Origin of the sequence: Parapedobacter sp. GCM10030251 (assembly GCF_042666505.1) — a bacterium.
GTDB lineage: Bacteria > Bacteroidota > Bacteroidia > Sphingobacteriales > Sphingobacteriaceae > Parapedobacter.
Genome location: NZ_JBHTDN010000010.1, coordinates 66,495 through 82,273, shown reverse-complemented (window position 1 = coordinate 82,273; position 15,779 = coordinate 66,495). Strand labels below are relative to the sequence as shown.

Below are 15,779 nucleotides of genomic sequence, written 5' to 3'. Positions count from 1 at the left end.
ATTAAAACGTAACATGTATACCAAAAAGAAAGGCCCGGGAAAGGGGATACGTACCCATATCCATCAAATCAGTCGATTCCGGGTCCAGTCCGGTGTACTTGGTCTGCGTAAACAGGTTTTGCCCCGACGCATATAACCGGATGTTCTGAATACCCCATCCGGTTTGTTGTAATAAGCCGCCGAATGAATACCCCAGCTCCACGTTTTTCAGTCGCAGATAAGAGGCATCTTCCACAAAAATGCTGGACACGTGACTGCTGCCATTGTCGGTAAAGCTGACCCGCGGAATGCGGTTGGTGCTGCCTTCGCCGTTCCAGCTCCCTAATACCGCCGTAGTGTAGTTAAAGGGGCGCGTGTCATAGTCCAGGATTTTTTTGGCGTCGTTATAACGATCGATTCCCGAAACACCTTGAACCAATACCGCCAGATCAAACCCCTTCCATGCGGCCGATAGATTAACGCCGTAGGTAAGGTCCGGAATGGGGCTGCCGATGAACGTGCGGTCGAGGTCGTTAATCACGCCGTCTTCATTAAGGTCCTTAAAACGGATATCACCCGGCATCGCAGCTGGATTTGGGGTGCCGTGGAGGTGTTGGGCGATTTCCGTGGTATTTTGGTAAATGCCCTCCATCAGGTAACCGTAATAGGCATTCAGCGGCTGGCCAAGGGTAGTGTTGCTCACGCGTCCCGGTATATTCGGCCGATTCGCGTGTAATTTTTTAACCTCATTGGTCAACGTGGCCAGGTTGGCATTGACGGCATATCCAAATCCTCCGGAAGTAGTGTTGCGGTATCCGATCCCTAGCTCAAATCCTGCATTTCGTACCTCGCCGGCATTGACTACGGTAGGGTCTACGTCGCCCGCCAGACCCGGCAGGTCAATGGGCAGCAAGATATCTTTGGTCTGCTTGATGAAATAGTCAGCCGAAAGACTGAATGCATGGTTAAAGAATCCCACATCCAACCCGATGTTGTGCTGGATGGTGGTTTCCCACCGCAGGTCGGGGTTACCGTAACGGGACACGACAAAGTTGTCGCCATCTTTGCGATACAGGGTCAGATAGTCGTAATTTCCCAACGATGCCTGATTTCCCAGCGATCCGGTGCTCACACGCAATTTCAGGTTGGATAGCCAATCTACCTGTTGCATGAATGCTTCGCGTGAAATGACCCACCCCGCCGATACGGAAGGGAAATACCCCCATTTGTTATTTTGCCCGAAACGCGATGACGCATCGGCGCGGAGGTTAGCGGTCAGGAGGTAACGTCCGTCGTACACGTACGTAGCTGTGCCAAATAACGAAAACAATGCCCACTCGGAACCAATGCCACCGTTCCATAAGTCGAGTTCCGTGCCACCGAGGTCGATGTAGCGGAAATCATCGTCTTCGTATTCGAAGCGTGATCGCGAGGCATTGAGGGAAGAGCCCGTAAATCGGATAAATTCCGTCCCTGCCAGGGCATTGAGGGAATGTTTGCCGCCGAAGATCTTGTCGTAGCTAAGTGTGTTATTCCAGGTGAATGTGAAATCGTCGCCACGGTCCTCATTGAGCGTATTAGGCCGGTTCTGGCGGCCCAACCCTTTGTCGACCTCATTTCCGCCGCCATCGTCATCGCCGAAATTACGGAAAAAGGCTTTATTGTGGTTGAAGTTGAGGTCGACACCGAAATTGGTTTTGAAAGTTAACGACTTATCGCGCAGCACGTCGAATTCGGCAAACACGTTTCCGAAGGTCTTAAACTGCGAACGGGTGTTATCGGTAAAGTATGCTAGAGCGATTGGGTTCGATGTCAACTCGTATTTGCTTCGCTGGTCGGCGCCCACTCCCTGGTAAAAGGGCAGATCGGTAAATGGATCTTCCGCTGTGTAGGTTGGATCCGAGGGATCTTTATAGACGCTCAGCACCGGAGGTCGCAGCAGGGCATGCCGGATAATTCCCGGCGCATCACCGCGGGACGAAAGCGGATTGCGCTGTTCATAAGATAACTGCAAGTTGGTTCCGACCCGCAGGCGGTCCGTAAGGTCGCTATTGACGTTGGACCGGAAGTTGACCCGCTCGTATTTGTCGTTGTCATATACGACGATGCCGTTCTGCCGGTAATACCCGCCGGAAAGCAGATATCTTGCTTTATCGGTTCCGCCGCTGGCGGTAAGCTGTACGTTCTGTGAATGGCCGGTCTCAAAAAGCTCATCCAGCCAATCGGTGTTGGCGAGATCCGTCCGGCTTTTGTCGGCGGTATAGGGGTTGGTGCCACTGTAGCCGGCGTTATTCCAAGCCTCTTCCAACTTGGCTAGGTATTGCTGGGTGTTCAGCATCTGGGGAAGATCTGCTACACGCTGCACGCCGTTGAAGTAGTTAATATCTAAGCTCGTTTTGCCTGACTTACCCTGCTTCGTGGTAATCACCACGACCCCGGCCGCCGCACGTGCACCGTACATTGCCGCCGCAGAGGCATCTTTCAAGACATTCATTGACTCGATATCCTGCGGATTGATGAACGTGAAATTGGTGGAAGGTACACCGTCGATAATATACAATGGGTCATTGCTGCCGATGGTACCTATACCACGGATGCGAATATCGATGGGATCACCCGGAGCACCGGTGGCTTGGCTCACCTGCACGCCGGCCACCTGGCCCTGCAGTATCTGTCCGATATCGGGTACCCGCCGCTTTGCCGCGGCTGCCATATCCACGCTGCCCACTGCACCGGAAATATCCGTGCGGCGTTGGCTGGTGTAACCCACCACGACCACTTCATCCAGGTCGTTTGCCGAGGGCTGCAGAGTCACGGAAACCGTAGTCGCGTTGCCAACGGTTATCTCTTGAGGAACATAACCGATGAAGCTTACCAGCAGGATGTCTCCCGGCGAAGCCGGTATGGTAAATACTCCGTCATTATCCGTACTCGTTTTTTGTGTGCCCCCCTTTAGTTCCACGGTAGCTCCGGCTAGTGGAAGGCCCTGTTCATCCATCACACGCCCATTGATAGGTTGCTGTGCCGCATAGGTAAAACCCAGCGTAACTACCAGTACGAACAGTGACATGGACAGCTTGTTAAGGAGTTGATTAATTGGTTCCATTCGTCATAAATTTAATACAGTACAATTGGTAACGGCAAATGTAACCCTATGGCTGGAGTAGCCGCTGTACTATGGTTTCAATTTTATGTACAGCTTAACAAATCAATTGTAAATGAGTGGATTAGGCATTAATCTGCATGCGAGATCGATACTCGTTCGGCGAACACCCGTAATGTTTCTTGAATTCGCGGAAGAAGTAAGATTGATTGTTGAATCCGGTTTGATAAAAGATCTCGTTGACGGTGAGCGTAGTGGTGGCCAAAAGCTGCGTGGCTTGCTTGAGCCGGATGTGGCGGATAAATTCGGAAGGCGTCATGCCGCTGATGGTCTTGAGCTTCCGATAGAGCTGCATTTTGCTCATCGACAACGCTTGCTCTAATACGCTGGCATTCAATTCGGGGTCTTCGAGGTGGTTCATAATTTGAGCAACCAATGGCTCTAGGAAGCTTTCTTCTTCGGGGTTGCCGGTACGGATGACTCCTTCGATGGAATCGGCTTGCCGGAATCGTTTATGTAGCCGTGCTTGCTGCTCAAAAAGATTTTTCACGCGGATCAGCAGATGGCTGGCATGGAAGGGCTTGGCGATATAAGCATCGGCACCCACCTGGTAGCCTTCGTTGCGCTGTTCCAGCGTACCCTTTGCAGAAAGGATGATAAAGGGGATGTGGCAGGTAGCGGGCGCGTTTTTTACTTTGTCACAAAGGGTAAGACCATCCATGCCCGGCATCATTACGTCGCTGATAATCAGGTCTGGCGGATGTTGCTGGAGCACGCCAATGGCTTCCACGCCATCAGCGGCTTCGTAAACGATGTAGTGTGCCTTAAGTACTTCTCGGATCAGGAACCGAATGTCTTGCTCGTCCTCGACTACCAGTACGGATTTTTTATGGGCTTCGGTGAGCTTTTCCAGCAAGGCCACCTTATTGTAGGCGGATGAATCGAGCGAGTGGGTAGCCGGTGTGGCCATTTCTGTATAAATCGGCGCAATGGCCGGATGGGGTGCAGTCGCGAGGAGTGATTGCTCGCTGGCGGGAATGGGCAGTGTGACATCGAAGGTGATCCAGCCTTCTTCGATGGTGGCACGGATCGTGCCCCCCAGTACACCGACGAGCTCCCGGGTAAAGGCCAAGCCAATGCCGGTGCTATGGGTGCCCGAAACTCCGGAACGTCTGCTTTGGAATTGCTCGAAAATGCGCTCATTGTCGTCCGGCGCCAAGCGGCATCCCGAGTTTGAAACCTGCAGGTGTAACCTCGACAAACGGGTATCCCAACGCGCGTTGAACGTAACGTGTTCAAACATCCCGCCGTGTTTAAAAGCGTTGGATAAGAGATTGAAAACAATTTTTTCAAGTTTGTCATTATCCACGGCGAACTGCATGCCATCGGGTATATGCAATTCGTATGTATTCTGTTGCCGTGCGCTTAAGGGTCTGAATACCTCCCCCAGCCGAAGCAGAAGTGCTGAAACATCCTGTAGCTGGTAATCGGCGGCGAGGTGTCCGGCCTGGGCCTTACGAAATTCAAGCAGCTGGTGTACCAGATAAGTGAGCCGCGAAGTTTGTTGTTTCAGCAGTGCAACCAAGGGCTGCGACTTGGTAGGACGGGGTGCCGGGTCTCCCTGCAGGCTCTCCATCTGTTCGGCCACACCCACAAGCAGGGTGAGCGGTGTCTGCAGCTCATGGGCGATGTGGGTGAAAAAGGTCAGTTGGTTCTCGTGCAGGGCTTCATCTTTTTCGCGTAGGCTTTGCTCCAATTGTAACCGGTGCCGGATGTTGAGTTTGTTTTTTCGGCCTAGATACCACCAATAGGCAAAGCCAGCCAGCGTAAACAAGGCGGTCAACAGGAAGGGCCAGGTCTGCCACCAATAGGGATTTATTTGCAGGGTCATTACCGGCGTAGCTTCGGTCCACATGCCACTGCCATTGGACCACTTGATCAACAACCGGTATGTACCCGGTGGAACGTTGCTATAACTGAGGTGGCCGTCTGAACGGTCGTATTGCCACGTTTGATCGTGCCCTTCCAGCATCCACGCAAACTGGCATCTGTCCGCGTACAGATAACTGAGGGCATGGACTTCTGCCGAAAAATAATTGTCTTTGCGCGATAATGTAAATTGGTGTTCCAGCCCTTCTTTGGGGTGCAACACGAAATATTGGCCGTCGGCGAGTCCTTGGTTACCGAGCCGCAGACTCCGAACGATTGCATTGGGAAGCAAGGTATCCTGGGGGATCTGCTGGGGATGGAAATAGCTGAAGCCATAGATTCCGCCGAAGTAAAGAAATCCAAGTGGATCTTTCCATACCGCACCATCGCTGAATTCCGCCCGATGCAAGCCATCGTTCTCCTGGAACTGAACAACCTGGCCGTTAGCGGGATCGATCCGGGCCAACCCCCGGTTAGTACTGACCCAGATCTGGCCCAGCCCATCGGAGGTGATAGCGTGAATGGTATTGTTGGGTAGCCCTTCGGTCGACGTCATGCGTTGAAAGACCGGCTCGGGGTCGATGTCTTCGGTAAGTGACAGTCCATTCAATCCGTAGCTGGTACCGACCCAAAGGCGATCATGGGTATCGCGGTAAAGCGAGAGGACGTCGTTGTTGCTAAGGCTGCCTTCGTAGGTGAAAGCCTTGAAGTTGGTAATCCGGCCGCTTGTTTTGTCTAATAACGATAACCCTCCGTAGCGACAGGCTACCCAAAGTTGATTGCCCCGGCCGAAACACAACGAATAGACAATGTCATTAGCCAATCCCTGACCCGGGTTTTGATACCGGTATTGTTGGATGAACTGCGCACGGAGACGGCCATGTGCCGACCGGACAATCCGCAGATGCAGCAACCCGTAGCCGCTGGTGCCCACCCAAAGTGTGCCGTCGGAATCTTCAAGAATGGCATACACCGAACCAAATAGCGGAAAATCGGCATGTCCATCCAGCTGTGTCCAGTTGATTAATTGTTTCCTGCGCCGGTCGTATATACTGAGGCCACTTCCGTCTGTACCAATGTACACGAGATCGCTCTGTATGCCGCGCACAATGGCGAATACATCCCGGTTGGCCAGCTTTTCGGTCAGGCGGTTGTCCCAAGCGGCTTCGCCGCTGTTTTGGGGAACAAAGTCGGACAGGACGGATATGCCACCTCCCTTTGTGCCTATCCAGAGATTCCCGTCGACCTCGGCAAAAGCCCGTACCGGGGGGCGAGACGATGCGTTGGAAGGAGATAACGTGCGGAAGGGCGTATTGTACTGTGAAACCCGTACAAAGCCGTTGCCGTCGGTCGCAACCCAAAGCAGCGGTTCCTGCCCGGATGCTGCCCATCCGCGTATTTTCATCCCTTCCAGCGGTTGTAAGCCCATAGCCAGGGGCTGGGATGCAAAGGATGCATCGAATGTCCGTAAGCCTTGCGCAACCAGCGCGATGTAATAGCGACCGCCATACCATGTGATGGCACTCATGGCACTTCCCAGGTCGGCAATTTGTTCCAGGTCCAATGTTCGTGGATTGATTCGGAAAAGCGAACCTTCAGAACTGCTTAAAAATAAGAAGCCATTGGCTGTGTGCAGGCCTGACACAGATATTTCGGCTGTTTCAAGGCGACGGGCCAAACGAAAGCCCCTAGGGGTGGGCAGGTAGGCGGCTATTTCGCCATCTTCCGAACGTATCCAGAGCCGATTGGCCGCGTCGACACAGAAATCCGAAAGGCTGCCGGAAACCCCGGGCAGCGAGCAGTTCACAAATGTGTCGCGTGCGGCGTCGTAACGCATCAATGTCTCGGTCGGTGTACGGGCAAATAAGTGACCGCTCGTATCGGCGATTAAGCTAAAGCCATTTTCGCCAATACCCTGCTTCGGACTTGCATCATAGAAATAATGTCTGAACGTGCCGGTTGCCTTATCATAACGGGAAATGCCTTCGACCGTACTGATCCAAATGCGATGATCCTGATCTTCGAGCAGTCCCCGGACAATGTTGCTGATGAGTCCTCGTTGGACATCGCTGCCGCCCACATTGAAGACGTGAAACTCCTGCCCATCATATCGATTAAGACCATCCCAAGTACCGATCCAAAGCATTCCGTCGCTGTCTTGCAGCAGGCAGTTAACCGCACTGTTGGACAGACCAAAGCGGTTGTCCAGCTGCAATAAGCTGTACGCCGGTTCACTGGACTGGGCATAGCTGGGTAACCAACTTGCCAAAGCAAGTACGTAAGCCAAGACGAAGGTTACCATCCAACGGAAATGCATAGTCAAAGTTACACATTCCTCCTAAATCCACATGTATACAAGCTCCGCGCTTCAGCCGGTCGCTACGCTTGCTTCTCGACTGCTACTTATTCAATAGTTCAACTACCGGTTGCCCGATATTCCCGTTCGGTTCTTCGATATGGAGCAGTGCGGCCACAGTAGGAGCAATATCGGTCATGTGAGTTTCGCGGTTGGTACTGCCGTGTTTAATCCCCCAGCCCATCATTACGAAGGGAATATGCGCATCATAAGAAGCCCAGGTGCCGTGGGTTGTACCTCTTGCCCGCGGCGATCCACTGTACCATTGGGGCTCGAGGATGATTTGGATGCAACCGCTTCGTTTGGGATTGTATCCGTTCGCAATCCGCTCGCGGATGCGTTCGGGAATACTGGACGAGCCTGCCTTTTCCATATCCGTTACAAACGCTACGCCCTCCAGTGTCCGGAGGTATTTAATTGCCGTTTCCTTGATGTCTTCTTCATCCAGGTCAGCCGCTTGAATGGCGTCGTAATCCAAGTGTACCTGGTAATTCATGAGGCTACGGACGATCTTTTCGGGTCCGAATTTTTCGGCCAGTAAGGCATTGAGGCCTGTCAGGGCGTTACGCTCATCAAAATAACCCGCATTACCGCGCTTATCCATAAAAAATAGCGGGTTGTGGGAAGCTCCGTGATCAGCGGTAAGAAATACCGTATAATCGTCTTTGCCCACGTGTGCATCCAGGTAGGAGAAGAAAGCAGCTAGTTCCTTGTCCAACCGGAGGTAAGTGTCCTCTATCTCAATGGCGTTGACCGAAAACTGATGGCCGATGTAGTCTGTGGAGGAAAGGCTAACGGCTAGAAAGTCCGTAAAGCCTGCCGGATTCCGGCCCATCTGCTCGTTGTCGATGGCCGCCTTGGCCAAATCTAGTGTAAGCGTATTGCCAAAAGGGGTCGTACGGATCAGGCCCAAGCCATTATCTTTGACCAAGGCGCGCAGTTTTTTGGGAAAAACCGGCGCCTCTTCACCCCGATAAGTCGCCTCGTAAGCATTGTCGTCTTCGATACTCTGTGTATACGTTTCGATCGGATAGAGTGTATTCCAATCCTGTTGGAGGTATTTTTCGGCCAGCTTCTGCGCATTGAACTTTTTTACCCACCCGGGAAGTTCCTGCATATAGAATGTGCTCGAGATCCAATTACCCGATTTTCCCTCAAACCAATACGCTGCATCAGCAAAATGCCCCGCAGGCAAGATGCCGCCACGATCTTTAATGGCGATGCCAATGACCTTAGCGCGGAAATTGGTTGCCAGCTTGAGCTGGTCGGTAATGGTCGATACGAGTAGATTTCTTGGCGACTGCTTTCCTTCGGCCTGATCCGTTCCAACGCCGTTTACGTTATCATCCTGGGTGCAGTACATGCGCTGCCCCGTTTGCTGGATGATGAAATCGTTGCCTGCAATTCCATGAATGGCGGGGACACTGCCCGTGTACACGCAGCTATGGCCGATCGCTGTATACGTAGGGACATAGGGGATATAGGTATTCTCACAGGAAAAACCTTCGTTCAATAAGCGTTTGAATCCGCCTTCGCCATAACGGTCATAAAAACGGTAAAGATAGTCCCAACGCATTTGATCGACCATAATACCGACGACCAGTTTGGGGCGCGGAACGGATTGCTGTGCCTGTGCATGCAAAGCAAAGAGGCCTAAGGCCAAAATTGCTATACGTAATTTCATTGATTTCACTGTTAGGGTATGGGCGGCTAAGTTAATAAATCCTGATACGAAATAAAAAGCAACAGGTAACAAGCCTGTTGCATACAGCTATATTCGGAAAACCAGTGCCCAGTTAAGGTAATCGGCCTGCATCCGGTGCATATAAAGGGTGCTTTGCAACCCGACATTCGGGGTTAGGTAGTAGCGCAGCGCAGACGTCCAATACCATTGGATGCCATGGAAACTGCGGTAATGGAGGTACTTGCCCAACATTCCATTTACGGCAAAGCGGCCCAGTCTTACCTCCGCACCGGCGCTAGCCCCCAGGCGAATACGGTCGTACGACGATCCATAATACTGAAAGGTTGCGTCAAAGTTTTCCAGATCGAATACTTGGTGGTAATATACGAGGTCTAAACCCGCTTTGAAACCAAAACCTTGGTTCAAGAAATAATTGTAACCTCCATAAATCCCAGTACGCCAGAAGCCGTCGTCGGTGCGATATTTACCCCTTCGGCCTGCACCGACAACGAGTTCAGCGCTGCCGTCGGTTATCGGTTGGAAATCGCTATGGTCAATCGGCGATGTTGCAGGCTGCGCATGGCCCAACGAGGCTTTGATACCGATTGAACCATTGACCGTATTAATTCCGCCATTAGGGATTTTTAATCCACCATTGGAATAGTGGAGTATGCTGGCCGCAGCCAAAAAGCTGGTACGGTCATTTATCGGCAATTCAAGTCCCAGCTCAGCGGTCAGTGCGAGGTTCAGGTGACTCCCGACTGTAGTGGTCTCTGGCTGGGTATCAATGGTTTCGGTAATGTATGTCAAACCTACGCCCGGCGTAAACAGAAACTTCAGCGATCCAATTTGTACCAGTTGGAAATCCACTTCGCTTAGCATGCCAATAGCCATACCATGTGCGTACGACTGTCCACCGATCATTTCCCGCATGTGGGCCATGTTATGCCACAAAAATCCGAATGATAACCCCTTGACGTTGAGTAGGTCTACCCAAGGTCGGTTGTTTCCAGATAAGTCGCGATCGTAACCGACATGAAATCCATATAGGTAATTACGCGGGCCTTTTACCGCATGGGCCATATCGGCGCCAACTGTCGGTTTAATCGAAATCGCGTGTATTGACGAAGTTTTCTGTGCCCGAAGATGAACCGGGTATAAAGCCAACCAAAGGATCGCGGTCGCCGAGAATCGCAAGTACCCCCCGTAATTGGTTTTCATGGTAGTAAAATGGTTTCTAACTCACCATTGTGTTTGTTTTGCGGCTCACTGCCATATTTCGAACGGTGTGGGCAATGGCCTTGCTATCATACCCACAAAACGCCCAAAGCTCTTGCTGCTCGCCGTGTTCAATGACAGCGTCCGGAATACCCAAGCGCACCACAGTAGCTTGATAGCCGTGGTCTGCCATGAATTCCAGAACCGCACTGCCCATCCCTCCTTGGACACAACCGTCCTCGATGGTGATTACTTTTTTGAATTTGCCGAAAATTTCATGCAAAAGATCTTCGTCTAACGGTTTTACGAAACGTAGATCATAATGTGCCGGGTATATACCTTCTTGATTGAGCGTGATGCAAGCTTTGACCGCTTCGTTGCCGATGTGGCCAATGCTGATAAGGGCGAGTTCTTCCCCGTCGCATATTTTACGGCCTTTGCCAACCTCGATAGCGTCAAGCGGTCTTCTCCAATCGGGCATAACGCCCTGTCCACGGGGATACCGAATAACGAACGGACCCATGCCTTCTTGCTGTGCCGTGTACATCAGATTGCGCAATTCTGCCTCGTTCATCGGGGCGGCCACCGTCAAGTTGGGGACACACCGCATATACGCCAGGTCATAGGCGCCATGATGTGTCGGGCCATCGGCACCGGCTATTCCGGCACGATCCAGGCAAAACACCACATGGAGATTCTGAATGGCTACATCGTGTATCACTTGGTCGTATGCTCGCTGCATGAAACTGGAATAGATATTGCAAAACGGCACCATTCCTTGCGTGGCTAAACCTGCGGAAAAGGTGACCGCATGCTGTTCGGCAATGCCCACATCGAAAGCCCGATTTGGCATAGCTTTCATCATGATGTTCATGGAAGATCCCGACGGCATAGCGGGTGTGATACCGATGATTTTGTCATTTTTCTCCGCCAGTTCCACCAACGTATGACCAAATACATCCTGATATTTCGGCGCAACGGGTTTGTCGCTCTTTGATTTCTTGATTTCGCCCGTAATCTTGTCAAACAGACCGGGAGCGTGCCAAGTGGTCTGGTCTTTTTCAGCCAGTGCGTAGCCTTTGCCTTTTACGGTGATGCAGTGAAGGAGTTTCGGCCCCGGAATGCCGCGAAGGTCATCCAAGGTCTGGATAAGTCGTTTGACATCATGCCCGTCTACTGGGCCGAAATAGCGGAAATTGAGTGACTCAAATAGGTTGCTGTTTTTTAGTAGTGTACCTTTGATGCTCTTCTCGATCTTTTTGGCGATGCCCAAGGCATCGGGACCTATTTCAGAGATTTTGGTAAGTACATGGGCAATGTCATCCCGGAAGCGGTTCCACGACCTTGAAGTGGTAATGCTCGTCAGGTAATCCTTAAGTGCACCGACATTCGGGTCAATGGACATGCAATTATCATTCAGGATAACCAGCAGATTGGATTTCTCAATACCGGCGTGGTTAAGTGCTTCAAAAGCCATTCCTGCGGTCATCGCGCCATCGCCGATAACAGCCACGTGCTGCCGATCCGTTTCCCCTTTATAGTTGGAAGCCACCGCCATACCCAATGCCGCCGAAATGGACGTGGAAGAATGGCCCACACCAAAGGTGTCATATTCACTCTCTCCCCGTTTCGGAAATCCGCTGATGCCTCCCAATACGCGATTTGTATGGAATACTTCACGCCTGCCTGTCAGAATTTTATGGCCGTAAGCTTGATGCCCCACATCCCAGACCAGCTGATCGTAGGGCGTATTGAGAACGTAGTGCAACGCCACGGTCAATTCCACAACCCCCAAGCTCGCGGCAAAATGGCCCCCGTGTACGGAGACGGTGTCAATGATGTATTGACGCAATTCATTGCACAACCTAATCAACTCGGCTTGGCTGAGCTGTTTTAGGTCCGCAGGGGTGTTTATTTTTTTAAGCAGTTCTCCGGCTTCAATCTCCATAGCGCCCGGTTTGGAAAAATCGATACAAATTAAGTAATAATTATTGAGACCCCGTGTCGTAAATTTCTTACACCCTTAATAATTGCCAAGTCATAATTAGGAACAACCGATTTGAGAAATTGTTGCTCGCCCGGTTGCCTGAATATTTTTGAGCTATCAAGGAAGGGATTTCTCTTGCCTATTTATAAAAATTAATGCAATTTTATCGTTATGAAACCAAGGATTATGCCATTCTTTCTTAAACCGGTTTTTTTAGGGTTAACAGTTGTCATGACGACGGGAACTCATGCGTTTGCCCAACCGGGGAAAACCGGTTTGATGACGCATGAAGTTTTCAAGGATTCCACGCGGAAAATCACCGAGATCAAAATTGCCAAAACCTGGAAACGGTCATTGATTTTACCGGGCTGGGGACAATATACGAACGGTGGGCTGTGGTGGCTGAAGGTTCCTGTAATCTATGGCGGGCTTGCCGCAGCGATATGGGCTGTCAATCAAAATAACGGTTACTACCGGATGTACCTCGACGAGGCACGATATCGGATCAGATACAACGACGCTTACCCTGTCGGCACCCGCTATCCGCGTGCAGACGCACAAACGACACAGGCTTTCGTCAACGGAAAGGATTACTACCGGCGTAACAGGGACCTGATGATGTTAACCACCGTGGGTTGGTATGCATTGAACGCAGTAGAAGCGTATGTCCATTCCATGTTTAAATACAAGTGGAATGTCGACAACGATGTTTCGGTCCGCATATCACCGGCAACCCAATCGGTATGGAACCAAACGGCGGTTGGACTCCGGGTTGCAGTAATGTTGCCCTAGTTCTTATCTTTGGGACCGTATGACGGAAGTTGAAGGATATGAAATAAAGCTGCCGCAATTTGAGGGGCCGTTTGATTTGTTGCTTTTTTTCATCGAACGCGATGAATTGAATATACACGACATCCCCATTGCCAAGATTACCAACGATTTCTTAGATTACATCCTGCATATGCAGGCACTTAATATCGAGCTGGCCAGCGAATTTATATTTGTCGCAGCCACATTGATGCGTATTAAGGCCAAGATGCTGTTGCCCCGGCCGGAATTGGACGAGGAAGGTAATGAAATCGACCCCAAGCAAGACCTGGTGCAGAAGCTGGTGCTTTATAAACAGTTCAAGGAAATCTCGGAAGAACTGCGTTTGCTCGAAGAACAGCGGCTCATGCAGTTCAAGCGGGGCAATATTGCCGCTGATCTGCACCGGGCAGGCGAACATGCGGGCCAAGGAGAGGAGTTGACGACCTTCGACCTGTACAAGCTGATGCTGGTGTATGAGAAACTGATGTACAACTACACCTCACGGAATAATGAAGTACGGCACACGGTGGTCAAATACCCTTATACGATCGAACAGCAAAAAAAGGCAATTGCCTCGTTGGTGGCCATCAATAAAAAGCTCGATTTCGGCACCATCGTTAAAAATTCCGAAAATAAGGTGCAGTTTGTTTACAACTTCCTAGCCATTCTGGAAATGCTCCAACAGCAGCTTTTGGAATTGCAGAGCGGGTTGGGCTTCAATAATTTTTGGGTATCTGAGCGGAAAACCTCATGAATTTGCCTACCTTTAAGTCCAGTTAAACCGAAGGTGGACAGATGGGCTATATCGAAGCTACGCGACGGCAGAAGGCCATTTTCTTAACGGGCATGTCGGGGAGGCGTGCCGTGGTGCCCTTTCACGCGAACGAACTGCGCGAGGCGGCAAAAAAACGCTTATCCAAGCAAGCATGGGCATATCTAGCGGGAGGGGCGGGTGACGAGCTAACGATGGCCGCCAATCGGGATGCGTTTTCAAAAGTCGCCATCTTGCCCCATGTAATGCGGGGCGATGCATCGATTGATTTTTCGACCCAGTTATTTGGACAAAATTTGGTGTTTCCCTTATTGCTGGCCCCCATCGGGGTCCTCGATCTGGTCTGCCCCGAGGCGGATCGTGTAGTAGCCCGGGCCTGCCGGAATGTAGGAGTTCCCTTTATCTTCTCTAACCAAGCGGGTACACCGATGGAGATTTGCGCACAAGACATGGGCCCTGCACAGCGTTGGTTCCAGCTTTATTGGAGTAAGTCGGATGAGCTGGTGCTTTCGTTGGTACGGCGGGCCGAGGCTTGCGGTTGCGGCGCGATCGTTCTCACGGTCGATACCACCTTGCTGGGATGGCGTAACCGCGATCTGAAATTAGGCTATTTACCCTTTTTGCGGGGTATGGGAATAGCACAGTATACTTCCGATCCGGTATTTACAGCGCTGCTCGACAAAGGAGAAGGCGCCGCAATATCGGGAACACCCAGACCTGGGGTGACCTTGCATACGATCGGCAATTTGCTGCGGCTCAAGGCGAATTATCCGGGCGGAATTTTTAAAAACCTCCTTCGCAAGACGCCGTTGGAAGCGGTGCGTTTGTTTGTTAATATTTATTCCAATCCTGCATTGAGTTGGGAGCAGGTTCGTTGGCTGCGTCAGCAAACCACGCTACCTATTCTCATCAAAGGGATCTTGCGTGCAGATGATGCCCATAAGGCCGTGGATGCAGGAGCCGATGGCATCGTCGTGTCTAACCATGGCGGAAGGCAGGTGGACGGCGCGATACCCGCCCTCGATGCCTTGGCGGCTATCCGAAAAGCGGTCTCCAAACCTTATCCGGTGCTTCTTGACAGCGGTATCCGTAGCGGCAGCGATCTATTCAAGGCGCTGGCCCTTGGTGCTGACGCGGTGCTGTTGGGGAGACCTTATGCTTACGGTCTGGCGATAGCCGGGCAGCAAGGCGTGGAGACTGTTATACAAAACCTGCTCAATGATTTTGAACTCACGGCGCGCTTAGCCGGCTGCTCAAAGGTGAGTGAAATCGATACGGATATGGTATTGCGCACGTAAGGGCGCTTAGGTTTGGATGAGTAGCGACATATAAATCGCTCGTGATACCATCCGGGCACCCAAGGTGGCCAGATGGTCGGTATACACCTGACAGTCAATCAACCGGTAGGTATTGGATTGGCAAAGTGCCGCCAGCGCTGTTTTGGAGGCGTTGGCCTCGCGACTAAACATGCTTTCACCACAGAACACCCCGCCCACAGCCACACCGTAGAGCCCGCCCACCAGTTTGCCGTTGCGCCACGTTTCGACAGAATGCGCATGACCCAGGGCGTGGAGCCGCATGTATGCTTCTTGCATATCAGCAGTGATCCACGTGCCATTCTGGCCGACTCGGGGTTGCACGGCACAGGCCGAAATTACTTGATCGAAAGCATGGTCAACAGTGACCGTAAACCGACCCGATCGCAATACTTGCCGCATGCTTTTGCTGATTTTTAACTCCTCAGGAAAGAGAACAAACCGCTCGTGCGGTGAATACCAAAGGATAGGGGTATCATTGCTATACCAAGGGAAAATACCCTGGCGATAGGCTTCCAGCAGGCGCTCAGGACGCAGGTCACCACCAATGGCCAGCAATCCATCCGGCTCGGCAAGCGCCGGGCTTGGGAAACAGAGATCGTGCTCGTCCAATCGGAAGATCATC

General features: G+C 51.6%; 9 protein-coding genes. 3 read left to right on the top strand and 6 right to left on the bottom strand.

Annotated elements, in window-relative coordinates; genetic code table 11:
* Window position 1: 1 nt before the first annotated feature.
* The 5 genes from ACFQRK_RS20415 to dxs all read right to left on the bottom strand — a co-directional run bounded on the left by ACFQRK_RS20415 (window position 2) and on the right by dxs (window position 12,217).
* Window positions 2-3,085, bottom strand: a complete 3,084-nt coding sequence (locus tag ACFQRK_RS20415) for a SusC/RagA family TonB-linked outer membrane protein (protein ID WP_379009980.1) — start codon at window positions 3,083-3,085, stop codon at window positions 2-4.
* 121 nt (window positions 3,086-3,206) lie between these two features.
* Window positions 3,207-7,328 (bottom strand): two-component regulator propeller domain-containing protein, encoded by a 4,122-nt coding sequence (locus ACFQRK_RS20410; protein WP_379009979.1) that lies wholly within the window; start codon window positions 7,326-7,328, stop codon window positions 3,207-3,209.
* An 82-nt stretch (window positions 7,329-7,410) separates the two neighbouring features.
* Window positions 7,411-9,051 (bottom strand): alkaline phosphatase PafA, encoded by a 1,641-nt coding sequence (gene pafA, locus ACFQRK_RS20405; RefSeq protein WP_379009978.1) that lies wholly within the window; start codon window positions 9,049-9,051, stop codon window positions 7,411-7,413.
* Between the two features lie 87 nt (window positions 9,052-9,138).
* Window positions 9,139-10,272: an acyloxyacyl hydrolase gene (locus tag ACFQRK_RS20400; protein ID WP_379009976.1), complete on the bottom strand. Its 1,134-nt coding sequence runs from the start codon at window positions 10,270-10,272 to the stop codon at window positions 9,139-9,141.
* Window positions 10,273-10,288: 16 nt separating this feature from the next.
* Window positions 10,289-12,217 carry a 1-deoxy-D-xylulose-5-phosphate synthase gene (dxs, locus tag ACFQRK_RS20395; protein ID WP_379009974.1) on the bottom strand — a complete coding sequence of 643 codons (1,929 nt, stop codon included), beginning with the start codon at window positions 12,215-12,217 and terminating at the stop codon, window positions 10,289-10,291.
* A gap of 270 nt (window positions 12,218-12,487) precedes the next feature.
* Here dxs and ACFQRK_RS20390 point away from each other — a divergent pair, with 270 nt between their 5' ends.
* The 3 genes from ACFQRK_RS20390 to ACFQRK_RS20380 are packed head-to-tail and all read left to right on the top strand — an operon-like array spanning window position 12,488 to window position 15,136.
* Window positions 12,488-13,048, top strand: a complete 561-nt coding sequence (locus tag ACFQRK_RS20390; protein ID WP_379009973.1) for a DUF5683 domain-containing protein — start codon at window positions 12,488-12,490, stop codon at window positions 13,046-13,048.
* Window positions 13,049-13,067: 19 nt separating this feature from the next.
* A complete protein-coding gene (locus ACFQRK_RS20385) occupies window positions 13,068-13,820 on the top strand; it encodes a segregation and condensation protein A (protein WP_379009972.1) in 753 nt (250 codons plus the stop codon).
* A gap of 41 nt (window positions 13,821-13,861) precedes the next feature.
* Window positions 13,862-15,136: an alpha-hydroxy-acid oxidizing protein gene (locus ACFQRK_RS20380; protein WP_379009971.1), complete on the top strand. Its 1,275-nt coding sequence runs from the start codon at window positions 13,862-13,864 to the stop codon at window positions 15,134-15,136.
* Between the two features lie 6 nt (window positions 15,137-15,142).
* Here ACFQRK_RS20380 and aat read toward each other — a convergent pair whose 3' ends face one another.
* Window positions 15,143-15,778 carry a leucyl/phenylalanyl-tRNA--protein transferase gene (gene aat / locus ACFQRK_RS20375; protein WP_379009969.1) on the bottom strand — a complete coding sequence of 212 codons (636 nt, stop codon included), beginning with the start codon at window positions 15,776-15,778 and terminating at the stop codon, window positions 15,143-15,145.
* Between the last annotated feature and the right edge of the window lies 1 nt (window position 15,779).